This is a genomic window from bacterium, assembly GCA_020444065.1.
Taxonomy (GTDB): domain Bacteria; phylum Sumerlaeota; class Sumerlaeia; order SLMS01; family JAHLLQ01; genus JAHLLQ01.
On record JAHLLQ010000001.1, the window covers coordinates 1,104,985 to 1,128,300 of the forward strand.

The following is a 23,316-nucleotide window of genomic DNA, read 5'->3' on the forward strand; positions in this document are numbered from 1 at the left end:
AGACGGAGGCAAGATGCCTAAGACTGCCCGCCCACACCGGACTTCTCCAGCGCAATCGACTTGATCTTCCGCAAGTCCATCTTGCCGGTTCCGAGGACAGGAATCTCTTCGATGCGATGGAAATCCGCCAGGCGAGGGATGTAGAGGTTTGGCAGTGCACCGCTCTTGGAGAGTTTGTCCACGGCCTCCTTCGCTTCCTCGTCGGTCATGGTGTGGAGAACGACCAGCTTCTCGCCCTTTTTCTCGTCCGGTATGCCGGTGACGGCGAAGCGCATTTCGCTCAAGTCCAGCACTTCGTGCAGTGCTTCCTCAACGCGCCCGTGCGGAACCATCTCGCCGGCCAGCTTGCTGAACCGGGAGAGGCGATCGGTAATCTCGACAAACCCGTCCTCGTCGATCTTCGCCATGTCTCCGGTCACATACCAACCGTCGTGAATCACTTCGGCGGTCTTTTCTGGCTGGTTCAAGTACCCCATCATGACGTTGGGACCCTTCACGAGCATCAGCCCTTCCTCGCCCAGGGGGAGTTCCATGTGAGATGCCGGATCGACGATCCGGAGGCTGACGCCGGGCAACGGATGGCCGATCTTGCCAGGTTTGAAGCCCAACTGGTACATGCCCGGCGCGCGGAAGTCGTTGGTGTTAACGGCAACAACGGGCGAGCATTCGGTGCAGCCGTAGCCTTCGTAGGGTCGGATGCCAAAGCGTTCTTGGAACGCCTTCGCCACGCCTTCGCGGAGTTTCTCTGCGCCGGTCACGACAACTTGAAGCGAACCGAACTGAGAGGGTTGAATGCGCCGCGTGTAGCTTTGCAGGAACGTTGGCGTGGCGACCATGAACGTGACGGCGTGTCGTTCCACAATCTCTCCGATGCTCTTCGCGTCCAACGGGTTCGGATGATACGCGACGCCGATTCCCAGGCAGAGCGGCATGAACAACGTCGCCGTAAATCCAAACGAATGGAAGAACGGCAGAATGCCGAGAATCGCGTCCTTCTTCGTCAACGAGAAGAGCTGGCCGATGGCCTCGATGTTGGAGTAGATGTTCCAGTGCGACAGCATCACGCCCTTCGGGTTGCCGGTGCTGCCGCTGGAGAAGATGATGCCAGCCATATCGTCGACGGAGCGATGGCTCGGCGCCCCAAGGTTTCGTTCGAGCCGTACGATCGGAAGGAACATCGCCTCCATCATCGCGCGAAGACGGGCGCTGCCATTGATGCGCTTGCGCAGGTCTTCCGCATGTATGATGCGCCCGGGCAGTTCCAACGGGAGCTTCTGAAGGAACGCGCGCGATGTGATCACCGTCTCCAGTTCGCACTGTTCCGCGATGTTCTTGAGGATCTCCGCAGAGGCGGTGTAGTTCATATTCACGGGCACTTTGCCCATCAGGAGCGCCGCGACGTTCACCATCGCGCCGGCGATTGAGGGCGGCAGACAAATGCCAACCATCTTCTGCCCCTGCCACTCGCTGCGCAGAACATGCGCGAGCGCCACGACGCCGGTCAGGAACTTCCAGCGGGGAATCCCATTTGGCGCATTGATGTCCGCCATCCATTTCGAGAACGGATGCCGCCGGCCAGAGACAAACGCGTCTCGATGCAGCATCGGTGCGTCCTCTTTTCGGTGCTGCCAAGCATCGGATGCGAGATCGAGCACCGCCTGGCGAACTTCCGTCGACGTCGCGGTGGCTGGCATCGGCTCACCGTAACTGATCGTCACCGGCCAGGGAATGCGCTTCGGCAATTTCAGCAGCCAGCGCTGGTTGCTGAAACTGAGGAGACTCCCCCACACTCGATCTAGATGCATTGGGATGATCGGCGCGTCGACGTCCTTCATGATACGCTCGAGGCCGCGCCGGAACGGCAGCAACTGTCCCGTGCGCGTGATCTGGCCTTCGGCAAAAATCCCGACGAGATCGCCGTCGTTGATGGCTTCGGAAGCGGTATGGAAAGCCGTCAGGAGTTCCCGCGGCCCCATGCGATCGGAAACGGGGATCGAGCGAGAGAGCTTCGCGAACGGCTTCACGAGGGGATGGTGGTAGATTTCCTCGAAGAGCAACATGCGGATCGGCCGATCCATCGCTGATATGATCAGCAGCGCATCGGCAAAGCTCATGTGATTACAGACGAAGAGGGCGCCGCCTTTCTCCGGGATGTTCTCCCGACCGACGACACGCGTCTTATAGATCGTATTGGCGAAGACAAACAGAATGAAGCGCAGGCCGGCGCCGGGAATCACGGCGATTACGATCCCGGACAAAACCAGCTCGAAGATCCCGAGCGACAAGTAGATGTGATAAGCCGAGAAATCGAATGTCTTTGTCAGAAGAACGTACAGCAACAGACCCGCCCCAACCGCCAAGGTGGCGATGGCGTTCATGAAGCCAATAATTCCGGCACGCGAATCCGGCCGGGCGGCGTGCTGGATGAAAGCCTTCAAGGGAATCGCAAAGGAGGCCGAGAAGAACCCATAGGATGCCGCACTGACGACGAACCAGAACTCGTAATGCGGCAGGAAGAAGACTGCCAGCGCCGAAATCGCCATCCCGAATCCGCCGAGTGGAACGACGCCGACCTCGATCTTCTGGCGAGAGATTCGCCCCGTCACGTAGCATCCGAGCGCCAGGCCCGTCGCGACGGCAAGCAGGACACGAACCGCGTCAAACGTGGAGACACTCTGGCTGCCATACTGAACGGCTGCCTGCAACGCGATCGCTGTCACCGCCCACCAGACGGCAATTCCGCCGATGGACCAGAACAAGCCGGGTGTTGTTCGAATCTCGTCGATGTGCCGACGCAGGCGCGCCATTGGGAAGAAGGATGGCGCCTCGTCCGGTGCTGCCGGCGGCAGCTTATCGATTCCCAGACTGATGAGAAGGCCAACTCCCGCCAGGACGGCAAGGGCGAATGTTGGAATCCAAAGCTGGTCGGCAAAGCGACTCGAAGCAAGTTCGCCAACAATGACGCCGAAGGCTCCGGCAAGAAACCACAGTGAGTCCACCCAGCCATTCGCCCAGGAGAGCCGGCGAGCCGGAAGCAACTCCGGTAGTAGGCCGTACTTCGCGGGATCCGATAGAGTCCCCACGGCGGCGAGCAGGCCCAGGACCCCAAGCGCAAGCCACGTCTGGCCGGCCAGAAAGAGGAAGGCGCCTGCCAACCCAGCGACGACTTCCAGGAGCTTGGTCGCGATGATCACGCGACGCTTCGAGACACGGTCCGCCCACTGGCCCGCGAGGATGGAGAAAACCAGCCATGGCAATCCCACCGCCAGGGCGAGGCTGAAGCTGCCGCTGCCGGCCCGCCCAATCTCCGCCCCCGCCGCGAACCACAGGAAGAAACGGAAGAAGGTCGAACTGAACGCCCCCTGGAAAACCACCGCCGCTAATGCGCGGAAGGAGAGCAAATCGGGCTCGGCCGGTTCGTTCGGTGGTCGGTGGATCGAGGTGGCTTCTGGTTCGGTCATCTCGGAAAGCCTTCTTCAGGATGGCATTGCAGTTTAGAATCGACTCTTCTGTGCTTGTGTCGAGCGGATTTGGACCGCGAGCGGCGGATTCGGGGCATACGGCGCCACTCGATGTTCTGAGATTGATTGCTGGCCTCGCGGACAGTATTTGTCAACGAACGTTTACTTTGTGACACAGTTTTTTTGCGCCAGGACAACTCTCGGAAACATTTCAGGGTTGAGATGGCACGAGCGCTTGGGGCACCATCGCTCGTTGACGTAGCGGTATGAGAATTCGACTCCAACGTGCGGGAGGCAAGCCCATGAAGACGACTGCGCAAGCGGAAGTACTGACGGAGCAGGAGTGGAACGAGGTGGAGCACGAGTTCCTGGCAATGGCCCGTACACCGACGATGGCACCCTACGTCGGGATGTGGTCCATGGCCGGCGACGAGGAATTGAAATCGATCTTCGGAGTTGCCATGGCGGCCCTGCGCCAGTGCAAACGGCGCGAGTCTGCCTCGCTCACACAGGCCATCGATCCGACCGTCCCCGAAGAAGAGTTCGAGAATCGCCTGGAGGAAATGAGCGTAGCGCTTGCCCAGCGCGATGCCCGTATTCGCGAACTGACACTGGCTCTCGAACGTCAATCATACAAGCAGCCGGCGGAACGTCTCTCCGCCGGCTCTTCTTATTCCGAGACCCGCTGACAACCCCCGACAGAGCATCGCTTCCCCGCCCCTGGCACCCCGCCGGGGGCGATTTCATATCGTCAAGTCTGTGCGAGACTCTGAACCAGCATCAGCTTGTTGCCATCCTCATCGTAGAACGTCGCCAGCTTGACCATGTCCGGAATCGTAATCGTGGGGCCGTCGAATTTCACATTCAACGCCTCCAGTTTGCCGCGTTCGTGATCGATGTCCCCCACGCCGAACACCGGCGTGCACCCGCCGCGCACCTGGGGGTGCTCCACTTGGGACAGGCCGATCGTCACGCCCGGCACGCATGTCTTCACCTCCGCCCACCCCATCTCCTCCACCTGAAAGTCGACGGGAAAGCTGAGGACATCCCCGTACCACTTCAGGCTCTTCTGCAGATTGGAGACACCGAAGACCAGTGTAACGGTGCCGTTCGCATTCAGGGAGTTCGCCATGTTGTAGCTCCTGGGAGGGATTGGGGTCTTTTCGACCTTGGTCCTGGAAATATACTTGCTTCTGTTCCAAGTCAAGGCCTAAGAATACACCCAGATGGAGCGACGCGACAGCCACATGGATCTCACCCTTCTCAGCCGCCTTGTTCACCATCGCTGGAGCCTGCCGGCCCTGGCGGAACTGCACCGTCACGGCGGCGCACGATTCGTCGTGATGCTGCACGCCATCGGCCTTAGCCGCGATTCGCTGAGTCGAACGTTGGCGGGCCTCATCGAGGAAGGCGTTGTGATGAAGAACCCGGGCTACGGCATTGCGTTGAGACCCGAATACATCCTCACGCCCTTGGGGGAACGGATCGCTCCGGCTGCAGCAGAGGTCGTCGAAGAACTGAAGGAGTTGCAGGCTGAGGAACCGTGCCTGCGCAAGTGGTCTCTGCCAGCGCTTCTGGCTGTGGCGCGGGGCCGGTGCCGATTCAACGAAATCCGCGAGGCCATGCCCGAAGCCACACCGCGCGCCATCGCCGCTGCATTGAAGACGCTGCAGAAGGCCAGGTTGATCGATCGGAGAATCGAGGACTCCTATCCGCCGACGCCAATCTATGAACCAGCATTGCGAGTCCAGCGCCTGGCGGACTTACTTGAGACTCTCGTACGGGCGGGTGAACGCGAAACGCCCTGACTGCAAGGCAGCCAGGGCGATGGAAAACGTGAACTCGGAATTCCCGGTCAGGACTCGGAATCGTCCGTGGCTTTCTCGAAGGTCGGATACTCGTCGGCGACGTCTACGCCCAGGGCCTGGAGGCGAACGCGCGCGGTTCCGGCGAGCGAGAACGTATTCAACTGGCCGCGCAACTGCAGGAGAGCTTTGCGGTTCGGATTCTCTGTCTCATCGGGCGAAGGAAGCGGCTCGTAGCGGGCCTCCATAATTTCGCGATAAAGCTCAATGGCCTTCTGATCCTGTCCCTGGAACTCATACAGGCGGCCTTTGGCGAGCATGGCCTCGTAGCGCATGAAACCCGCGTCCTCGTCGGCAACGACCTGGTCGTAGGCAGCCTGTGCGTTGTTGTAGAAGGAATCCTGGTTTGTCAGGAAGAACGCGTTTTCGTTTGCGTAACCCAGCGCGAGATTACCTTTGGCACGGTCGAAGGCATTGTCTGCCTCCGCGGCGTAGCGCGTGAAGATCTCGATTGCCTTCTGAGTGTTCTCGGCCTCGCCGGAGGACACGGAGACGGCGATGTCGTCGCCCGCCTGGTAGTAGGCGTTGCCCTGCAGGAAGAGAGCCTGGCGGGCGATCGGGGTGCCCGAGTACTGATCCTCAACTTCCTGGGCCTTCTCAGCAACCGCGGTCAACTGCTGCGTCCGTTCGGCAGAAGCCCACTCAGTACCGTAAACGGCCTTCTGGTAATTATCCATCGCCGCCGTGAGTGCGTCGTTCGCAGCGACCAGGGTGTTCTGCTTGCTGGACTTGTAGTAGGTAATCGCGGAATAAGCCACCACGAAGACGGCGATTCCAATCAGCACGGCGGTCAGATTCTCTTTGATCCAGCGAATCGTCTTCTCACTGGTCTCCATGATTTCATCGTGCTGGAGTTCTTCTTTGGAGATCTTGATCTTAGCCATCGAAAGTCTTTCAATTTCAAAGGTTTAGGTTTGTCCACAAAGGACATCGGCGCGCACCGCCCCGAGGCCGAGAGTCGTCCCGGCTTGAGCGAGCGCGGAAGCCTAGGCATTCCCTCCGAGCCGGAGCAAGCCAAAACGGGGCGTCGATCAGGTTCTCTGGCTCTTCAAGTCCTCGCTTGAATACCCGCGGCCGGCTCCCGTACAAATTGTGGAAACGAATGCCATTTCGACGGATGGAGAACCTGACCATGGGCTTGTGGGATAAATTGCGCGGTGAACTCATCGACATTATTGAATGGAACCAGCCCTCGGAGAGCGACCTGATGGCGTGGCGCTTTCCGCGCCGCGACAATGAGATCAAGAATGGCGCAAAGCTGATCGTCCGCGAAGGCCAGTCGGCGATCTTCGTCAATATGGGCCAGCTCGGCGACATCTTCAACCCGGGCATCTTCACCCTCGAGACGAAGAACCTGCCCATCCTGAGCAAAATCATGGGCTGGAAGTACGGGTTCGAGTCGCCGTTCAAGGCAGACGCCTACTTCGTCGCTACACGCCGATTCACTGACCAGAAGTGGGGAACGCCGAATCCGATTATGCTGCGAGATCGCGAGTTCGGTGCGGTGCGCGTACGGGCCTTCGGCAACTACGCGATTCAGGTTACCGATCCGGCGGCCTTCCTGCGCCAGCTTGTGGCAACTGATCCGGCATTCGAGACGTTCGAGATTTCCTCGCAATTGCGCAGCCTGATCGTGACGCGATTCTCCGATGCACTGGCCAGTTCCGGCATTCCGGTCCTGGACATGGCTGCGAACCTTGACGAGCTGAGCAAGTTCGTCTGCGAACGCATCCGCCCCGATTTCGAAGAGATGGGCATCTCGGTGCCGATCTTCCTGATCGAGAACATTTCGCTGCCTCCGAACGTCGAGGAGGCGCTCGACAAGCGCACGTCGATGGGAATCATCGGCAACCTGGACCAGTACACGAAGTTCCAGGCGGCGGAGGCGATGCGCGATGCCGCGCAGAATCCCGGCAGCGGCGGTGCCGGCATGGGGATGGGACTCGGGGCCGGAATGGCCATGGCCCAGCAGATGATGAACGTCATGGGGCCGGGACAGCAGCCCGCGGCCCCCGGGGCGACTCCGGGAGGACCGCCTCCTCTCCCGACGGCGGTGCAGTTCTTTGTCGGCATCAACGGCCAGCAGCAGGGACCGTACGATGCGGGGGCGATTCAACAACTGATACAGGCGGGGACGCTGACGCGCGAGACGCTGGTCTGGAAACAAGGCATGGCGAATTGGACGCCTGCCGGCCAGGTTCCGGAAGTTTCCCAGTTGTTCGGAAGCGTACCGCCTCCGTTGCCGCCGCAGTGACCTGACAAAGGAACCAGCCAGACAAGCAAAAGGAATGTTGTTTCATGGGTAATGATTCCCGACCGGCGGTTCACGAAGTCGATCCGGGAGCCGCAACGCAACGAGTGCGGCCTCCCGGCGCAGGTGAGTGGAAACCTTCGGGCAAGCGCCTGAAGCCTTCCGCTCCTCCCCCGCCGGTGCCGGAACTGGAAGAGAAGCCGGAGCCGGGCCCGGGAAAGAAGTTTCCATGCCGCAACTGCGGGGCGGAGCTGAACTACAGTCCGGGCGTGCAGTCGCTTAAGTGCGAGTACTGCGGCTACGTCGAGGAAATCCCTCAGTCGGCCGAGGACGTGCAGGAACTACCCTTCGCCGAGCATTGGGAGAAGGGCATGACAACAGCCGAGGTTTTGGCCGGCGCCGAGGCGGAAACGCGCTGTGGCGGATGCGGTGCCATCGTGGAACTGCCGGCAAACGTCTCGGCCGATCTTTGCCCGTTCTGTGGGTCGGTGCTCGACAACCCCATCGAAGCCCCACAGCCGATGATGCGGCCGGGCGGTGTGTTGCCATTTGCGGTCGATGACGATTCAGCGCGCACGCGTTTTGGCGAATGGGTGCGCAGTCGATGGCTCGCCCCGAATGAGTTCAAGAAGATCGCGAAACTGGGCAAGCTAAGCGGGCTCTACGTTCCCTACTGGACGTACGACTCGATGACGTTCACGTTCTACACTGGCCAGCGCGGCGAGCATTATTGGGTCACGGTCGGCAGCGGCAAGAACCGTCGGCGAGTGCGCAAGACGCGCTGGTATCCCGCCAGCGGAAATGTAAACCATTTCTTCGACGATGTCCTGGTGTGCGGGTCACGCAGCTTGCCTGGCGGACTTGTCGAAGATCTCGAGCCCTGGGACCTGAAGAACAGCGTCTCGTACGAACCGGCATACCTGTCGGGCTTCCGTGCGGAGCGCTATCAGGTGGACGCGACGGAGGGATTCGCCACGGCTCGCAAGATCATGGACGAGGAAATCCTGCGACTCGTGAAGCGGCGTATCGGCGGCGATGTGCAACGCGTGCACAGCGTCTCGACCCAGTGCACGGGAATCACGTTCAAACTGCTGCTGCTACCGGTCTGGTTGTCCGCCTATCAATTCCACAAGAAGGTCTTCCGCGTGCTGATCAACGCGCGAACAGGCGAGGTCCAGGGCGAACGTCCATGGAGCATCGTGAAGATCACGCTACTGGTCATAGCGATCCTGGCGGTACTGATACCGCTCGGATTCTACTTCGCTCAGAATATGCAGTAAAGGTCAGCGCGCCGCGACACCGTCACGGGCTTCAATCAGTCGTCCGTAGAAATCCAACACATGACGCGCGACGGCAGTTGGTGAGTGTTCGCGCTCGATATGCTGCCGGGCTGCGTCTCCACGCGCTCGACAGGCGGCGGGATCGGCAGTTGCCTTAACCATCGCGTCGGCCAGTGCGGACGCGTCGTTTGTGGGAACGAGCCAACCGAAGTCGCCCTCGTCCAGCAAATCGTGAATCGCACCGATGTCGCCACCGATGACGGGACGCCCGCAGGCCATCGCTTCGAGGGCGCTGCGACAGGAACCGTCGTTGCCAGGGATCAACATCAGCGCGACGTCGAACGCGTGGTAAGCCCCAATCAGTTCGTCGCCGGAGACGTAGCCGGCATAGATGATCTGGTTCTTGACGGAAAGCTGCTCGAGGCGTTCGAGCATCTTGTCCTTATAGCTACCGCGGCCGCAGATCACGAGGCGCGCCTCTGGGTTCTGCTTCAAGGCGATCTCCGCGGCATCCAGCATCCAGTCGATCCCGCGTGTGCGACGAAGTCGGCTGATCAGGCCGATCACAGGAGCATCGGGTTCGATGCCCCATTCCTTGCGCATGTCGACCGGGCGTTCGCCGGGCTGGAAGACATCGAGATCGACCTGGCCGCCGATGCGCAGCATGCGCTCGTTGGAAAGACCGAAAGCCTGCGACAGCGCGTCTTCCTGCTGCGTGGAAATCGTCACGATACCGGCAGTCCGTTTTTCAACCAGTGACTTCGTGAAGGCATCCTGGCGCGGAGGCGATTCGCGATGGAATGTGCGGACGAGGATCGGCTTGCCGGGTCCGGTCGGCCCGATGGCGACGCCGGCTAGAATGTGATCGTGCGTCAGGTGAGAGTGGACGACATCAGGCTTGTAGTCGGCGATGAGTTCTTTCAGAAGGCGGAGATCCCTCAGTTTGCGGTGCGGCCAGTAGGAGCGCTCGAAGGGTACGGCGCCAGTGACTTCGACGCCGGCTTCGCGCGCGCGGCGCTCGAAGCTGCTGCCGGTCGTCATTGCGTAGAGCACGTCGTGTCCCGCCTGTGTTTCAGCGGCGGCCTGGCGCGCGGCAGGTTCGGCGGCACCGGTCCACCGATGCGATGCCGTCAAGTGCAGGATTCTCAACCTCTCCGCCATAAATCGATCCCCGGGCTGGAATGGCCCCATATAGCAAGAGGGCCGGGCGCCGAAGCCAAGAGGAAATTGGCCAAGTGACGCATTTCGGACCACTCTTTACATGCGAATTGCCAGTGAGACCTCAAGCGAGAGTGCTCGATAGGCCGCATTCAAGAACAACTTGAAGGCATGAACCGATGGGTCGTCCGCAGGTTCCGGCTGCAGATTGCAGCGCAGCGCCGGTACTTCCTCAGCGGACTGGGTCAACTGGACTTGCTCGATGATCTGGAGGACTTCGTCGGTATCCGCTCCCTGGTCCGTCGTGAGCGCTCGTGTGAAGAGCAACAGCGAAAGGCAATGGCTCGGCCCCAGGTCGCCGACCATCAGCATCGGGTGAAGAACCTGATTGCTGGTCAACGGCCGCTCGTCTCCCTCGTCAGTGCGCTCAGCGGGCTTCTTGCCCTTCAGGAAACCGGCGCCACGCCAGTCGCGCAGGCGATCACAATCGCCATAACTCATCTGCTCGACGGCCCGGCGGAAGAACTGGCCGGTCAAAGAATCCGGCGGGCCAATCCGACTCAGAAGCCACTCCTCGCCTGCCTCGCTGATCGGAAGCGGGATGGACTGAATGCAACTGTAGGGATCGCCGGTGATGGCCGCGGGACAGCCCTGGCAGATCGTTGCGAGTCGATCCAACTCGCTGGTGCGCTCGCGGACATCGGCGACATTGAACTCGTTCTCGACCTCGGAGCCATCTTCGTGGACTTCGCGCCGACGGAACTTCATCTCAGACTCGGGCATTTTGTCGCCGAACTTGTCGCGATAACCTTGGCGAACGGTGGCTGCGAGCGTTCGATCACGCAGCATACCAAGCAGAGGTTCGGCGCCAAGGTCCTCGCGGGCCTGGCAATTGAGGTCGATGTAGAAGTGGACAGCCATGGAGAAAATCGAGTTTCAGAGTCGAGGGTTATCTCTTTTGATTTCAGCCCTACGCGCCGCGCCCGGCGCCTCCCCGTCAGCCCGCCAGCGTAGCTGTCCGGGAATTGACGACGGCCAGCGCCTGCTCGAGCTGCCAGGCTGACTGAAGCAGCTTCGCCTCGGCGAAGGGGCCGCTGAAGAGCTGCATTCCGACGGGCATTCCCACGTCCGTGAATCCTACCGGCATGGAGAGTCCGCAGTAGCCGGCGAGGTTCAGGGACAGCGTGAAGATGTCGGACAGGTACATCTGCATCGGGTCGCCGATCTTGTCGCCGATTCGGAACGCAGCCGTGGGAGCGGTTGGCGCTGCAATCACGTCGACCTTCTCAAGCGCAGCAGTGTAGTCCTGCTGGATCAGCGTGCGAACCTTCTGGGCTCGCAGGTAGTAGGCGTCGAAGGTCTCGGCCGAGAGGACGAAAGTCCCAAGCATGATGCGGCGTTTCACTTCATCGCCAAACCCGGCGGCACGCGTCTTGGAGAACATCTCGACGATGTCCTTGGTTCCTTCGGCGCGGAAGCCGTAGTGGGCTCCGTCGTAGCGCGCGAGGTTGGAGCTGGCCTCGGCCGTCGCGATCACGTAGTACGTCGACACGGCGAACTTCGCGGCGTGCGGCATGGAGACGTCGACAATCTGGGCGCCGGCGTTCTCAAGCTCGGTGAGAGCATTGCGGCAAGCCGCAGCGACCTCGGCATCCAGGCCTTCGACCTCGAAGAATTCCTTCGGCCGACCGACGCGCAGGCCCTTGAGGGAGCCGCTCTTCAACTGTCCGTAGTAATCGTCCGTACCAAGCTCAGAGCTCGTACTGTCCCTCGGATCGTGTCCTGCGATCGCGCCCAGCATCAAAGCCGCGTCTTCGACATCCACCGTCAATGGGCCGATCTGGTCAAGCGACGAGGCGAACGCCACGAGTCCGTAGCGCGACACACGGCCGTATGTCGGCTTCAGCCCGACGACACCGCAAAATCCGGCGGGCTGCCGAATCGAACCGCCGGTGTCGCTTCCGAGCGCCGCAGGCGCCATTCCTGCAGCAACCGCCGCAGCCGATCCGCCGGAGGAGCCACCCGGCACGAAGGCGGGGTTCCACGGGTTGCGAGCGGCACCGTGCGCGGACTGCTCATTCGAGCTGCCCATGGCGAACTCGTCCATGTTGGCCTTGCCGAGGATGATCGCGCCGGCCGCTTCCAGTTTCTGAGCGACGGTCGAATCGTACGGAGCGCGGAAGTTCGACAGGATCTTGCTGGCGCACGTTGTCAGCGTGCCGCTCTTGCACATGTTATCCTTCAGCAGAACCGGTACGCCATCCAGCGGCCCGAGGGCGTTTCCGGCCTTGCGGCGCGCATCCGACTCGTCGGCGGCGGCGAGCGCTTCATCCCGCATCAAATCGACGACGGCGTTGACCGTGTCATTCACATTCTCGATCTGGCCGAGATAGCGTGTGACGACCTCGCGGGAAGAGACTTCCCCACCGCTCAACTGGCGGGCGATTTCGTGAACCGTCATCAAGGGCATCGCGGATTCCAATCGACTGAAGTCAGATAATCTGCGGGACTTTGAAGCAGTCGTCTTCCTGCTCCGGGGCGTTCGCGAGCGCCTGGCCGGGCGCCAGACTCTTGCTCGGCACATCGGTGCGGAAGACGTTCCTCGTGGGGATGGCGTGACTGGTTGGCTCGACGCCGTCGAGGTCCAGTTCCGCCAGGAGATTCAAATGGCCGACGATCTCGGTCAGTTCGCGAGAGTAGCGCTCGACCTCGTCGTCGCTGAGCTCCAGACGCGAGAGCAGGGCCACGTGTCGCACGCGGTCCCGATCGATTCGTTCAACTTTGTCGACTTTCTGGAGATCGTCTCCGGCCATCCGGATTACTCCTCTTCTTCCTCGTCGGGCTTGTCGACGGTCAAGCCGGCAAACTTGAGTGCCAGCTTCTTCTCGCCCTCTTCCTTGAATTTGACGATCGCCTTGCTGCGCTCGTCCATGCCCGTACGCAGCAGAACCTTGCCAATACCGAACTTGGGATGGTGAACCTGAGCGTTATTCTGGATCTCGGGGAATGCGATTTCCTGGTCGTTCGTTGTAGCCATCTTCTTCTCTCTTCAGTGTGTGGTTCGAGCGCCGAGTCGCCGATTCAGGCGAAGCGCTTCTTGATTTCCTCGATCAGGCCGGATGTCGAACTGCCCGGCAGGAGAGGAAGGGAAAGCACGCGGCCCCCGCGTTCAAGCACAAATTCGTGTCCGACGATTTCAGGCACGCTGTAATGACCGCCCTTGACGAGGACGTCGGGGGCGACGGCCTCGATGATTTTGGCGGGTGTATCCTCGTGAAACGCCACAACTGCCCGCACGGATTCCAGGCCGGCGATGACGCGTTGGCGCTGGTCCAGGGGCAGAATCGGACGGCCTTCGCCCTTCAGGCGGCGGACCGACTCATCGTCGTTCAGGGCGACGATCAACGCATCGCCTTCGTCCGCGGCGCGTCGCAGCGAATCGACGTGCCCGGCATGCAGAAGATCGAAAACACCGTTGGTGAACACAACCTTTCGGCCGGCACGGCGCTGCTCCTCAGCCCAGGCAGATGCCGCCTCGTAGTCCTTCAGGATCTTGTCTTCAGTCATTCTTTCTTTTCCGGCTCGTCAAAGAGTGAGTCCAGCTTCTTGTCCAGGGGCGCCTCGTCGGCCTTTTCGACCAGCTTGTCCGCCGGCTTGTCGATGGGTTTGTCGGCCGGCTTGCTTGTCGAGGGCGGCTTCAGCGCGGGTGCGACGGATGCCTTCTTCTCTTTCTTTGGCTCCACTGGCTTGGCGGGCTTGGCCGGTTTCTCGGGCTTGGCTTCCTTCGGCTTCTTCTTCCGAACCCTGCCGCTCTGAACATCGAAGACGATGACGCGGATGGTGGATGTGGTGGAAGTTCCGAGAAGCTGCTCAAGAGATTCAGCGGTCACGCTTCGCACTTCGCGCTCAACGGCCGGAACCGGCGAGCGGTCCGAAACAGCCACATTGACCGTGACAGAAGCAGTGCGGCGGCGGCCCTGGCAGGCACGGACGCCGGTCTTTGTCACGGCTTCGACCTTCGACATCACGTCGCGACGGACGACGCGCTCAATCGCGGCGGGGGTCAGCCGGATCAGGTCGCCGTCTCCGCTGCGCGCTTCGATATGATCGCCGCGGCCGAGCAGGGTGAAGGCCGCGCCAGCAAGGATCGGCAGTAGTATGGAGGCCACTCCCATCCCGGTGTGCAGCGGTTCCGGGACATAAGCCAAACCGGGCCATTGTTCCGGCCCGCCGGGAATCCAATTCCGGAAGCTGGTCTGCATGAGCCAATCCACTCCGATCACGAAGAGCGTGAGCAGGCACAGGATCATCAGAATTCGTACGGTGAATTTCCTCACGATGGCTCCATCCTATGGGCAGACTGGATCCGCGAACGGACCGGCGTTCCCGCGCAGCGCAGTCGAGGCCAACTTACTCTTCTTCTTCTTCCTCGACTTCGCGGCGGTGCGGCTCGGAGAGGATGATGCCGACGATCTTGATATCGACGCGACTCACGATCGCGCGAGTCATCTTCTCGACGGTGTCCTTGATGTGATGGCGCAGGCGAACTGCCAGCTCATACATGTCCTTGCCGTACGCCATGCGCACCGAGCAGGTGATCACGACGCTGTTGTTCTCCGGGTCGCGCTCGATCAGGATGCCCTGAACGGGCTCCTTGCGGCCGGTGAGAACCTTTGCGAGGGCGGACTTGCTCTCCAGCGAGACGTCGTCCACCTCGGTGGTCGCGATGCCGGCGATGCGGGCGATCACGTCGTTACTGATCTCGATGTGTCCATCCTGGTCCGTCACAAACGGGCCTTCGAGTTCTTCCGCGTAGCTTTCGTTCTGCTTGGTCTCTGTCATCGTTCCTCTGCCTCAATGAAGTCGTATGGATATCAGGTTTCGGATTTCTCTTGGCCTCAGCGAATGGGCCGACGTGGCTCCTTCAGCGTTTCGGGCGGTTGCCACTTCTCCAGGAAGTCCGTTCCGAAATTGCCTTCGCCAAATTCCGGCGAATTCAACACGGCAATGTGGAACGGAATCGTTGTTTTGATGCCTTCAACGACGAACTCGTCCAAGGCACGCCGCATGCGCGCTATGGCTTGCTCGCGTGTCTTGTCGTGGACGATCAGCTTCGCCACCATCGAATCGTAGTAGGGCGGAATCACACACTGCGGGTAGCAGGCGCTATCCACGCGCACGCCAGGACCTCCGGGCGGAACGTAGTCGTCCAGTCTGCCCGGACACGGCATGAAATTCTTCACCGGATCCTCGGCGTTGATGCGGCACTCGATGGAGTGCCCATGAAGCTGAATGTCCGACTGCTTGAGCGAGAGCTTCTCCCCCGCCGCGACGGAAATCTGCTCCTTGATGATGTCCACATCGGTCACCATTTCGGTGATCGGATGCTCGACCTGGACGCGCGTGTTCATTTCCATGAAGTAGAAGTGCTTGCGGTCCTTATCGAGCAGGAACTCGACGGTGCCTGCGCCGCAGTAGTCCACGGCCTTCGCGCAAGCAACGGCCGCTTCGCCCATCTTTGCGCGCAATTTCTCGTCGATCACCGGGCAAGGCGCTTCTTCGATCAGCTTCTGGTGACGACGCTGGACCGAGCAATCGCGCTCGCCCAGGTGAATCACGTTTCCGTGCGCATCGCCGATGATTTGAACTTCGACATGCTTCGGTTCGAGGATGCACTTCTCGATGTAGACATTCGGATTGCCAAATGCGCCGCCGGCCTCGGCCCGGGCTGTGTTGAAGGCGTTGACGAAACCTTCTGCGTTCTTGACGAGACGCATGCCGCGCCCGCCACCGCCGGCAGAGGCCTTCACCATCACTGGATAGCCGATCTTGTCTGCCAGCTTCTTCGCATCATCGACGTCGTCGATTTCGCCGTCACTTCCTGGAACCGTCGGACAGCCAGCGGCCTTGGCCGTGGCCTTGGCCACGCTCTTATCGCCCATGCGGCGGATCGAATCCGGTGATGGGCCGATGAACGCGATGTTGCACTCGTCGCAGATTTCCGCAAAGTCCGCGTTTTCCGCCAGGAAGCCATAACCCGGGTGGATCGCGTCGGCGTCGGTGACTTCGGCCGCGCTGATGATGCGAGCGACGTTCAAATAGCTCTCGGCCCCCGGAGGCGGCCCGATGCAGAGCGCTTCGTCGGCCATGTGGACGTGGAGGCTATTCCGGTCGGCCTCGCTATACACAGCCACACATCGAATGCCCAACTCGCGGCAGGCACGGATGATCCGTACGGCGATCTCTCCGCGGTTGGCGATGAGGATTTTCTTGAACATGAAGACTCCAAATCTTTCGGATTCAGTCGTCTGCGCGGCCTATTAGCTGGGCTCGATCGCGAACATGGGCTGGCCGTACTCGATGGGCTGGCCATTCTCGACCAGCACCTTGCGCACAACGCCGCGCACCTCCGCCTTGATCTCGTTCATGAGCTTCATCGCCTCGATGATACACATGACCGTGTCCTCGTCGACTCGATCGCCAACCTCGATGAACGGGAGCGATTCGGGCGACGGAGCCCGGTAGAAGGTCCCGACCATCGGAGCGGTGATCTTCTTCAGATTAGCGTCCTCATCCTTGGGAGGCTCGGCCGCGGCGGGAGCTGCCGCGGAAGCGGGGACGGGAAGCGGCGTGGCGCCGCCGAGTTCTTGCGCGGAAACGCCAGCGATGGCCGGAGCGGCCGGGGCCGCAATGATCTGGGCGGGCGCTTTGCGCCCGACGATCTTCAGGTGGAACTCGCCGTTCTCTAACTCCAGTTCCTCGATGCCCTTCTCTCCCACCAGGGAGATGAGTTCCTTGATCTGATCGTGCGTGGGTTGAGGCATATTTTCGGGATTAGACTTGAAACGAGTCGCCATGGGATAGCCCTTAGTTATCGGAATAGGTCATTGAAACACGGCGTTTTAGGAGTGGCTCTCAGGTCCCCCCGCCGGTTCTGTTTCATGGTCCGCCAGAATCCCCGCCCATCCCCAAAGTGGTCAATGGTTTTCCCCTGCGGCCGGCCTGCGTGTGTAAAGCGATCCCGTCAGCCCAGGTCTTCCAACGGAGTCATGATTCGTTGCCGCTTGTCGAAGCGAGCGAACTCCGTACCGCCACAGCTTCGGAGGTACTCGACAGCCTCGTCGAAGTAGCGCCCGACTTGCTCCGGAGTGTGCGAATCCGATCCGAATGTGATCGGAACCCCGGCCTGGACGAGCAATTCCAGCACCGGGCGGCAGGGGAAGAAGTCCCGGTTTCGGTGATCGCGGCCGCTGGTGTTGATCTCGACCGCCACGTCGCCTTCGAGGATATCCGGCAGAATCCGGTCGACGAACGGCAGAACGCCCTGCTTCGGCACGGAACCGGATCGCCGAATTACGTCCAGGTGAGCCAGGATGTCGCACAGGCCGCTGCGGGCCAGCCGGCCGACTTCGGTGAAGTACACGTCGTAGACGGACTCGATATCTTGAGACAAGAAGCCCCAGGTAGAAACCATGGTCCCGGCGCTCGGATCGAGCAGATGGTGGACGCTGCCGAGAACGTAGTCGAAAGGATAGGATTCGATAAACTTCATCGCCTCGTCGAAACGCTTCGGAACCCAGTCCGCCTCCAGCCCCACACGCAGCAGCGGTCGCCCAAGCTTCCCGTCGTAGTCCTCGCGCAACTCGTCCATGATGGCGAGATAGCGCTGCATTTCCTCACGACTTGGAGCGAGGCGCCTCTCTCCCAGCATGGTCATCCAGTAGGAATGCTCGGAGAAGCCGAACTCATCCAATCCGAGGTCGGCAGCGCGCTCGGCGTAATCGCGAGGGTCCCCGTAGGCGTGGTGGCAGAGCGGTGTGTGAGCGTGATAGTCGACGCGCATGCGGCGGTCAGAGTCCTTCCTCGAGAAGTTCGCGAACGTACTGTGCCTCGGCGGCAAGGCCCTCGGCCAGTCCAACGTTCGGCTGCCAACGAAGCACTTCCCGCGCCCGGCTGATATCCGCGCCGGTGTGGGTGACGTCACCATCCTGGCGAGGGAATTGCCGAATGCGCGGCTCGATTCCGGTGACGCGCCCCATTTCTTCAAGACAGTGCGCCAACGTCACCCGGCTGCCACCGCCGATGTTGTAGACGCCGCCGGGTTCCGAGTTCTCCGCCGCGGCGAGGTTGGCCGCGACGGCATCGCTCACATAGGTGAAATCCCGCGTCTGCTGGCCGTCGCCGTACTGCGGGATTTCCTTCTCGGTGAAAATCGCGCGGAAGAACTTGTGAAACGCCATGTCGGGGCGCTGGCGCGGTCCGTAGACAGTGAAGTATCGCAACGATGCCGTGTGGATTCCGAAACACTTCGCGTACAGCACGCAGAGGTGCTCGGCGGCCAGTTTCGTGACGCCGTAGGGCGAGACCGGCTGCGGTCGGTCGCTCTCGCACATGGGCAAGTCGGTGCGTTCACCATAAATTGAACTGGAGGACGCGTAGATCACGCGCGGCGGCCCGGGGGTTTGCTTGACGGCCTCGAGCAAACGCTGCGTGGCCAGCACATTCCACTGGGTGTAGCACTCGAACTCCTCGCCCCAACTGGCGCGGACACCGGCCTGGGCAGCCTGGTGGAAAACCACGTCGACGCCCTCCAACAGGTGGTCCCAACGCAGGTCCAGCATATTGCCGGCGTTGAATTCGAAGTTCTCCCGGTCGCGCAAGCCGAAAAGGTTCCGTTCCTTGATCGCCCGAGAGTAATAGTCCGTGAAGCAATCGATGCCGAGAACGGAATCGCCTCGATCGAGGAGCGCTTCTGCAAGACTGGACCCAAGAAACCCGGCCACACCGGTGACAATGGCGCGCATGATGTAACGGCCTCCTGCCGCGGACTGGCGACAAACCACGCCGCCGACGCCTCAACGGCTACCGGCCGCCACGCCGCGGGGGAAAGGGGAAAACCACCCTCCTGCGACCTCGCGATTCCGATTGCACCGGACAAAGACCTGGGAGCCTGTTCCAGTCGCAATGATGTTGATGTTCATGGAGGTGCGTGAGTCAGTCGACTTCGAAGATCAGAGTGCGTGGTCTTCGAATATCAAGCACGCAGGCAACAACATGCTCCCCGTCCGGGTTCCAGGACTTGCCGCCTCGGAATCCGAGCCCATTGATGCGGCACATCCCGGGGAACGCTGCCAAGGTGCGCAGCGCTCCACTTTCCAGATCCCACAGCTGCAGCCTCACTCGGGAACTCCCACGTGGCGTTGGCGCGGTCCTGGAGGCCAGAATGCACTTCGTGCGATCTGGCGATGGCTCGCTCATCACGACAACGATGTCGTCGCTCAACGGTAAGAGCGCCACGATCTTCTCTGGCGAGGCAGCGATCAACTCTATCCCATTTTCGGTCTCGGCGGGATAGATAGCGAAGTCATCCGCGGCATCGAAGAAGACGAAGGAGTCTTTGGAGTAGTGGTACCGCGGCAGGGGCCGCGTTTCTCCCGTTCGCCGATGATGCCAGGAGAAACTGCACCGATCCGGGCCGCCCTGAACGAGAATGAACGGTCCCTCCTTGGCATCCACCGCGGCGACATACTGGGGATAATCCTCTCCATCGAGAAACTCACCGGTCGACAGATCGCAGAAGATAAAGGGGTTCTCTTCATCCTCAATTGCATAGGAATCCTCGTAAGTCTCATTGAGTGCGAGGATGTTGTCGGTGATCCAGACGGCGTGTACGTATTTGCCAGGCAGTGTTATCGATGTGCCCAAGTCCAAATCGGTCAGGATGAAATGCCGGTTCGAAGACTCCCCTCCCAGGCTTCTCGTCAGCAGAATGCGACGATTCGGCGACCACGTACCATCGCCGTATGTTGAGTCGAATGGGAACGCACTGCCCGGAAGATCCTTCGCAATGGTCCGGCTTGAGTGATCTTCGAGGTTGTAAAGAAGCACATCGACCAGTCGCTCACCCTCGGTGATTGATTTATTCGAATGAAGAAGAGTAACTTGATTCTGCGAGTAGAGTTCTGCGAGTCGCCACTCTCCAGGCGACAGGTCCGCGTACTCAACCTCTCCATCCATTGCGATGAAGTACATCCGCCCCGCTCCACTGGCGTAGTCGGTACTTACGGCGATGAGGGGGAAGTTGACTTCGGGCACCCATTGGCAGTTCGAAAACACCAGCGAACCCTCTAAGTAAGCACCGCCCGCGTAGCGTTGGGAGGAGCCCAGGAAACTGCTGGCAACAATCGCGATCAGCAGAACGGTGATTCCCAGGAGCATGGGCCAGCGTCGCCCGAACCAAAGCACCGCCAATCCGATCACAGCAATGGAGACCGCAAAGACCCAAATGGGTTGCACCAGCCAAGGAAAAGTCCGGAATCCGATTCGCTGCGCCGCCAGATCGATGAGTGCCGCCACTGCCAGCAGCAATGTGACAACGAAAGCAACCCGAGACCGAATTTGAGATGCCTGCACGGCTGCGATCAGGAGGGAGAGAAATGCCGCCCCCGGCAGTGCGTATGGGAAGATCCGCATGGACCAGACATCCGGGGCGGCGAAGGCAAGCAGTGCAAGGACGATGACCCAGGCAACCGTGAGTACAGGTCGGGCCCAGGGGGAATCTTGGCGTTCAGGAGTCGGGGTGCCGGCTCCGGCGAACGCTTCCTTGAGATCGAAATCGCCTTGATGAGAAATGGTTGTGCCCTCCCCGGCCCTCGCGCCAGAATCAAGGACAGTTGTTCACGGTGCGCTCGAAAGCGCAATTGGGAATTCAGGCTCACTCCGCGAAAGGACAGCGCATGCACCCAATCCCGTCGATCACACTTCTCCCCAGCCCAGAGATTCTGGAGCACAAGTGCCGCGTCCTCGCCTTCGTCAGCGAAGTCCTGCCGGCGCACTACGTGATGGGGCCGCTATTCATGGGATGCTACGGCACATTCACGCCGAGCGATCCGGATTGCGACTCGTGGGAATCGAACCTCTTCGACACCTGGATCGCGCACGACCTGATCGAATTGATCATGGATGCCGACAGTTCCATCGCAAAAGGTGAAAAGGTATCCGCGGGCACGCCGACGGTCGTGAAGTGGAACCGCTTCGCCCCGTCGTACTCGCCAAACGCGTCGAACTACCCGCTGTAGTCAGTCGACTGGAAAGACAGCAGCCCCTACTCGACAGGCATGATGTGTAGAGCGGCGTATCGGAAACGATCGCACTCGAAGAAGAAATACCGGCTGTCCGGGCTCCAGATTTCACCTGGTTGCTGCGTGTTCGCAAAGCTCAGCCAATAGGATCCCCACCGAGTGAACAGCGGCTCCAGCGCCTTCGCCTCGAAATCCCACATGTAGAGTAGGGTGGTATTCAGTCCACGGGCGGACTCTTCCGTCTCGTATGGAACCAGTGCCTTCTTTCCATCCGGGGAGATGAAAATGTCGTCGGGCGGGGTCTCAAAGGGCCACGCGCGCCGAGCGACGACCGCATCAGGTGTCACAGCGACAAGATCGATCCCATCTTGTCCTCGGCTCGGGTAAACAAGGAGGCTGTCCGAGCGTTGAGATTCGATTGGGGCGTTGGGAGTATAGTAGAAATCCGGCATCGGACGCATTTTGCCATCAGTCCGGTTGTACCAGAAAAACTCTCTGTCACCTGCTCCAAACAAGATGGGCTCGAATTCCCCGATCTGTCGGACGAGTTCCTCCGAATGAATAGGATCGTCTGGTTCTGGGGTAATCTCCCCGGACTCGCAGTCGTAGAAGAAATAGTCGGTGGTTGAGACGCTGCGCTCGCCCACGTCGCGCTCTTTTCTTTTTGTCAGGACGAGCGTTCCATCCTGGAGCCATAATGCGCTGAAATACCCTGTTGGAAGCTCGGTTGCTGTCCCTTCCTCAAAGTCATTCAAAACAAGTCGAAAAGAGAATCCGATAGATTCCTCTTCAATACGATGAGCAGTAACGAAGTATCGTCGATCCGGCGACCAGGAGGAGATTCCCCGCTCAGGATTGGATAGCCAGGCGACATTGCGCATCTCTTGATCGCTGGTGATCAGCGTGTGATTTGTGAGATCATAAACCGAGAGCGATACGGTCGACGTCGTTGCCGGATCAGAACAGCACATCAACGTCAGCTCGTCCGGGGAGTATCTCTGCCCGAGGTTCCATGCCCCCAGGCCCAGTGGATAGTATAGGAGATTGCAGTCTGTTTGGAAGTGGAGCAGAAGAGTCGGTCTCCCGGAGATCGTCATGGGAACAAGCGCCAGTTGCAGCTCGTCACCACCGTACCACTGGGCTGTGCAACCACTGACCAGAAACGCCCCGGTTTCTAACATTGCGCCCCGATTCCAGTGAGAAATGGAACGCACTAGAAATCCCGTCGCAGCGAGGAGCAGCACAAACATTGCCGCGGAGATAGTCTTCCAGGTCATCGCGCCTTGCGTTCCCCACAGCGCAGCCAATCCGCCCAGGGCTAATACAACTGCGTAGACCCAAAGCGGTTGCATGAGCCAGACGGGCCTCCAGGCGGCATATCCCAGTGCAGCAAGAAGGCCGAGCAGAAGGACCGCCACGATGCTGGAGAGGATGAGTAGAGCCTTGCCTTCAATGATCCGGGGTTGAAAGAAGGTCACCAGGAATCCTGCAGCAACCGCCCCCGGCAGCGCGTACGGGAACAGGCGCATGGACCAGACATCCGGCGCGGCGAACGCGAGCAGTGCCAGGACGATGACCCAGGCAACCGTGAGTACGGGTCGTGCCCAGGGGGAATCTGGCCGTTCAGGAGTCGATGTATCGACACCGGCGAACGCTTCCTTGAGATCGAAATCGCCTTGATGAGAAATGGTTGTGCCCTCCCCGGCCCTCGCGCCAGAATCAAGGACAGTTGTTCACGCCGCGCTCGAAAGCGCAATTGGGAAGTTGCCCCAAGAGTCTCGCGCTTGGGTGCAGGATGATGCTACCCTGACAACTCCGCCACTGATCCGATTGTTTCGGACACGCGCACGCCGAAGCGATGGCCGTTTGGGAAGGCGTTCTTGAGTCGGGCGAGGAAGAGCGCCGCCATGTTCTCGGCCGTGGGTTCGCCGTCGACGCGGGTCAGCTTCATGTTGATGGCGCCGGCTTCGAGAACACCAATCAGCGGATCTTCGGAGTTCAACCAGATGCCGTGATCGAAGTCTCGGAACAGCTCCGACCGCAGGCGATCGAAGTCCAGGAAGTCGACGGCGATGCCGGAGTGCGAATCGACCGGCGCTTCGACCCAGACAGTGATCCCCCAATTGTGGCCGTGCAGGTTTTCGCAGCCTCCGACATGATTCAGCAGGCGATGCGCCGCGGCCAATTCTCCCAGTTCACGAACGATCTTCACAGGTTCTC

23 protein-coding genes are annotated in these 23,316 nt (G+C 60.4%); 5 read left to right on the plus strand and 18 right to left on the minus strand.

The genetic code is table 11. The features are described from left to right. Positions 1 to 17 precede the first annotated feature (17 nt). Positions 18 to 3,461, minus strand: a complete 3,444-nt coding sequence (locus KQI84_04005; protein ID MCB2154023.1) for an MFS transporter — start codon at positions 3,459 to 3,461, stop codon at positions 18 to 20. A gap of 302 nt (positions 3,462 to 3,763) precedes the next feature. On the opposite strand from KQI84_04005, the gene KQI84_04010 reads away from it, so the two are divergent. Then, the gene (locus KQI84_04010; protein ID MCB2154024.1) at positions 3,764 to 4,150 is read left to right on the plus strand and encodes a hypothetical protein; all 387 of its coding nucleotides are present in this window, start codon (positions 3,764 to 3,766) and stop codon (positions 4,148 to 4,150) included. Between the two features lie 62 nt (positions 4,151 to 4,212). Here the strand turns inward: KQI84_04010 and KQI84_04015 are convergent, their stop codons facing one another. Beyond that, complete coding sequence (locus KQI84_04015) at positions 4,213 to 4,593, minus strand: VOC family protein (protein ID MCB2154025.1); 381 nt, start codon at positions 4,591 to 4,593, stop codon at positions 4,213 to 4,215. 94 nt (positions 4,594 to 4,687) lie between these two features. Here KQI84_04015 and KQI84_04020 point away from each other — a divergent pair, with 94 nt between their 5' ends. Next, positions 4,688 to 5,269 (plus strand): winged helix-turn-helix transcriptional regulator, encoded by a 582-nt coding sequence (locus KQI84_04020; GenBank protein MCB2154026.1) that lies wholly within the window; start codon positions 4,688 to 4,690, stop codon positions 5,267 to 5,269. Positions 5,270 to 5,316: 47 nt separating this feature from the next. Here the strand turns inward: KQI84_04020 and KQI84_04025 are convergent, their stop codons facing one another. Beyond that, entirely contained in the window at positions 5,317 to 6,210 is an 894-nt protein-coding gene (locus KQI84_04025) for a tetratricopeptide repeat protein (protein MCB2154027.1), read from the minus strand. Positions 6,211 to 6,458: 248 nt separating this feature from the next. Between KQI84_04025 and KQI84_04030 the strand changes: the two genes are divergently transcribed. Together KQI84_04030 and KQI84_04035 are read left to right on the plus strand one after the other, a co-directional pair. Then, positions 6,459 to 7,580, plus strand: coding sequence for an SPFH domain-containing protein (locus KQI84_04030; GenBank protein ID MCB2154028.1), 1,122 nt, complete (start codon positions 6,459 to 6,461; stop codon positions 7,578 to 7,580). 44 nt (positions 7,581 to 7,624) lie between these two features. Then, positions 7,625 to 8,857 (plus strand): hypothetical protein, encoded by a 1,233-nt coding sequence (locus KQI84_04035; protein MCB2154029.1) that lies wholly within the window; start codon positions 7,625 to 7,627, stop codon positions 8,855 to 8,857. Between the two features lie 3 nt (positions 8,858 to 8,860). On the opposite strand, the gene KQI84_04040 is transcribed toward KQI84_04035, so the two are convergent. The 13 genes from KQI84_04040 to KQI84_04100 all read right to left on the minus strand — a co-directional run bounded on the left by KQI84_04040 (position 8,861) and on the right by KQI84_04100 (position 20,488). Next, positions 8,861 to 10,018, minus strand: coding sequence for a glycosyltransferase family 4 protein (locus tag KQI84_04040; protein ID MCB2154030.1), 1,158 nt, complete (start codon positions 10,016 to 10,018; stop codon positions 8,861 to 8,863). A gap of 96 nt (positions 10,019 to 10,114) precedes the next feature. Beyond that, complete coding sequence (locus KQI84_04045) at positions 10,115 to 10,936, minus strand: hypothetical protein (protein ID MCB2154031.1); 822 nt, start codon at positions 10,934 to 10,936, stop codon at positions 10,115 to 10,117. 76 nt (positions 10,937 to 11,012) lie between these two features. Next, positions 11,013 to 12,485: an Asp-tRNA(Asn)/Glu-tRNA(Gln) amidotransferase subunit GatA gene (gene gatA, locus KQI84_04050; protein ID MCB2154032.1), complete on the minus strand. Its 1,473-nt coding sequence runs from the start codon at positions 12,483 to 12,485 to the stop codon at positions 11,013 to 11,015. A gap of 22 nt (positions 12,486 to 12,507) precedes the next feature. After that, complete coding sequence (gene gatC / locus KQI84_04055) at positions 12,508 to 12,828, minus strand: Asp-tRNA(Asn)/Glu-tRNA(Gln) amidotransferase subunit GatC (GenBank protein ID MCB2154033.1); 321 nt, start codon at positions 12,826 to 12,828, stop codon at positions 12,508 to 12,510. Between the two features lie 5 nt (positions 12,829 to 12,833). After that, positions 12,834 to 13,052: a hypothetical protein gene (locus KQI84_04060; protein MCB2154034.1), complete on the minus strand. Its 219-nt coding sequence runs from the start codon at positions 13,050 to 13,052 to the stop codon at positions 12,834 to 12,836. 44 nt (positions 13,053 to 13,096) lie between these two features. Continuing rightward, positions 13,097 to 13,582 (minus strand): adenylyltransferase/cytidyltransferase family protein, encoded by a 486-nt coding sequence (locus KQI84_04065; protein ID MCB2154035.1) that lies wholly within the window; start codon positions 13,580 to 13,582, stop codon positions 13,097 to 13,099. Further along, positions 13,579 to 14,352: a hypothetical protein gene (locus KQI84_04070; protein MCB2154036.1), complete on the minus strand. Its 774-nt coding sequence runs from the start codon at positions 14,350 to 14,352 to the stop codon at positions 13,579 to 13,581. Before KQI84_04070 ends, KQI84_04065 begins: the two co-directional genes overlap by 4 nt. A gap of 73 nt (positions 14,353 to 14,425) precedes the next feature. Continuing rightward, positions 14,426 to 14,857: an Asp23/Gls24 family envelope stress response protein gene (locus tag KQI84_04075; protein MCB2154037.1), complete on the minus strand. Its 432-nt coding sequence runs from the start codon at positions 14,855 to 14,857 to the stop codon at positions 14,426 to 14,428. Between the two features lie 56 nt (positions 14,858 to 14,913). Continuing rightward, complete coding sequence (accC, locus tag KQI84_04080) at positions 14,914 to 16,293, minus strand: acetyl-CoA carboxylase biotin carboxylase subunit (protein MCB2154038.1); 1,380 nt, start codon at positions 16,291 to 16,293, stop codon at positions 14,914 to 14,916. A 42-nt stretch (positions 16,294 to 16,335) separates the two neighbouring features. Then, positions 16,336 to 16,839 (minus strand): acetyl-CoA carboxylase biotin carboxyl carrier protein, encoded by a 504-nt coding sequence (accB, locus tag KQI84_04085; GenBank protein MCB2154039.1) that lies wholly within the window; start codon positions 16,837 to 16,839, stop codon positions 16,336 to 16,338. A 200-nt stretch (positions 16,840 to 17,039) separates the two neighbouring features. After that, on the minus strand, positions 17,040 to 17,858 hold the full coding sequence (locus KQI84_04090; GenBank protein ID MCB2154040.1) for a histidinol-phosphatase: 819 nt from the start codon (positions 17,856 to 17,858) through the stop codon (positions 17,040 to 17,042). A gap of 7 nt (positions 17,859 to 17,865) precedes the next feature. Further along, complete coding sequence (locus KQI84_04095) at positions 17,866 to 18,822, minus strand: GDP-mannose 4,6-dehydratase (GenBank protein ID MCB2154041.1); 957 nt, start codon at positions 18,820 to 18,822, stop codon at positions 17,866 to 17,868. 187 nt (positions 18,823 to 19,009) lie between these two features. Beyond that, positions 19,010 to 20,488: a hypothetical protein gene (locus KQI84_04100; GenBank protein MCB2154042.1), complete on the minus strand. Its 1,479-nt coding sequence runs from the start codon at positions 20,486 to 20,488 to the stop codon at positions 19,010 to 19,012. A 263-nt stretch (positions 20,489 to 20,751) separates the two neighbouring features. Between KQI84_04100 and KQI84_04105 the strand changes: the two genes are divergently transcribed. Further along, positions 20,752 to 21,093: a hypothetical protein gene (locus KQI84_04105; GenBank protein ID MCB2154043.1), complete on the plus strand. Its 342-nt coding sequence runs from the start codon at positions 20,752 to 20,754 to the stop codon at positions 21,091 to 21,093. A 26-nt stretch (positions 21,094 to 21,119) separates the two neighbouring features. On the opposite strand, the gene KQI84_04110 is transcribed toward KQI84_04105, so the two are convergent. Then, positions 21,120 to 22,625, minus strand: a complete 1,506-nt coding sequence (locus KQI84_04110) for a hypothetical protein (GenBank protein MCB2154044.1) — start codon at positions 22,623 to 22,625, stop codon at positions 21,120 to 21,122. 272 nt (positions 22,626 to 22,897) lie between these two features. Continuing rightward, a complete protein-coding gene (locus KQI84_04115) occupies positions 22,898 to 23,308 on the minus strand; it encodes a 6-carboxytetrahydropterin synthase (GenBank protein MCB2154045.1) in 411 nt (136 codons plus the stop codon). Between the last annotated feature and the right edge of the window lie 8 nt (positions 23,309 to 23,316).

Coding starts and splice junctions, on each gene's coding strand:
- KQI84_04005 (MCB2154023.1), bottom strand. CDS start 3,461: ATGACCGAACCAGAAGCCACCTCGATCCACCGACCACCGAACGAACCG.
- KQI84_04010 (MCB2154024.1), top strand. CDS start 3,764: ATGAAGACGACTGCGCAAGCGGAAGTACTGACGGAGCAGGAGTGGAAC.
- KQI84_04015 (MCB2154025.1), bottom strand. CDS start 4,593: ATGGCGAACTCCCTGAATGCGAACGGCACCGTTACACTGGTCTTCGGT.
- KQI84_04020 (MCB2154026.1), top strand. CDS start 4,688: ATGGAGCGACGCGACAGCCACATGGATCTCACCCTTCTCAGCCGCCTT.
- KQI84_04025 (MCB2154027.1), bottom strand. CDS start 6,210: ATGGCTAAGATCAAGATCTCCAAAGAAGAACTCCAGCACGATGAAATC.
- KQI84_04030 (MCB2154028.1), top strand. CDS start 6,459: ATGGGCTTGTGGGATAAATTGCGCGGTGAACTCATCGACATTATTGAA.
- KQI84_04035 (MCB2154029.1), top strand. CDS start 7,625: ATGGGTAATGATTCCCGACCGGCGGTTCACGAAGTCGATCCGGGAGCC.
- KQI84_04040 (MCB2154030.1), bottom strand. CDS start 10,018: ATGGCGGAGAGGTTGAGAATCCTGCACTTGACGGCATCGCATCGGTGG.
- KQI84_04045 (MCB2154031.1), bottom strand. CDS start 10,936: ATGGCTGTCCACTTCTACATCGACCTCAATTGCCAGGCCCGCGAGGAC.
- gatA (MCB2154032.1), bottom strand. CDS start 12,485: ATGCCCTTGATGACGGTTCACGAAATCGCCCGCCAGTTGAGCGGTGGG.
- gatC (MCB2154033.1), bottom strand. CDS start 12,828: ATGGCCGGAGACGATCTCCAGAAAGTCGACAAAGTTGAACGAATCGAT.
- KQI84_04060 (MCB2154034.1), bottom strand. CDS start 13,052: ATGGCTACAACGAACGACCAGGAAATCGCATTCCCCGAGATCCAGAAT.
- KQI84_04065 (MCB2154035.1), bottom strand. CDS start 13,582: ATGACTGAAGACAAGATCCTGAAGGACTACGAGGCGGCATCTGCCTGG.
- KQI84_04075 (MCB2154037.1), bottom strand. CDS start 14,857: ATGACAGAGACCAAGCAGAACGAAAGCTACGCGGAAGAACTCGAAGGC.
- accC (MCB2154038.1), bottom strand. CDS start 16,293: ATGTTCAAGAAAATCCTCATCGCCAACCGCGGAGAGATCGCCGTACGG.
- accB (MCB2154039.1), bottom strand. CDS start 16,839: ATGCCTCAACCCACGCACGATCAGATCAAGGAACTCATCTCCCTGGTG.
- KQI84_04090 (MCB2154040.1), bottom strand. CDS start 17,858: ATGCGCGTCGACTATCACGCTCACACACCGCTCTGCCACCACGCCTAC.
- KQI84_04100 (MCB2154042.1), bottom strand. CDS start 20,488: ATGCGGATCTTCCCATACGCACTGCCGGGGGCGGCATTTCTCTCCCTC.
- KQI84_04105 (MCB2154043.1), top strand. CDS start 20,752: ATGCACCCAATCCCGTCGATCACACTTCTCCCCAGCCCAGAGATTCTG.
- KQI84_04110 (MCB2154044.1), bottom strand. CDS start 22,625: ATGCGCCTGTTCCCGTACGCGCTGCCGGGGGCGGTTGCTGCAGGATTC.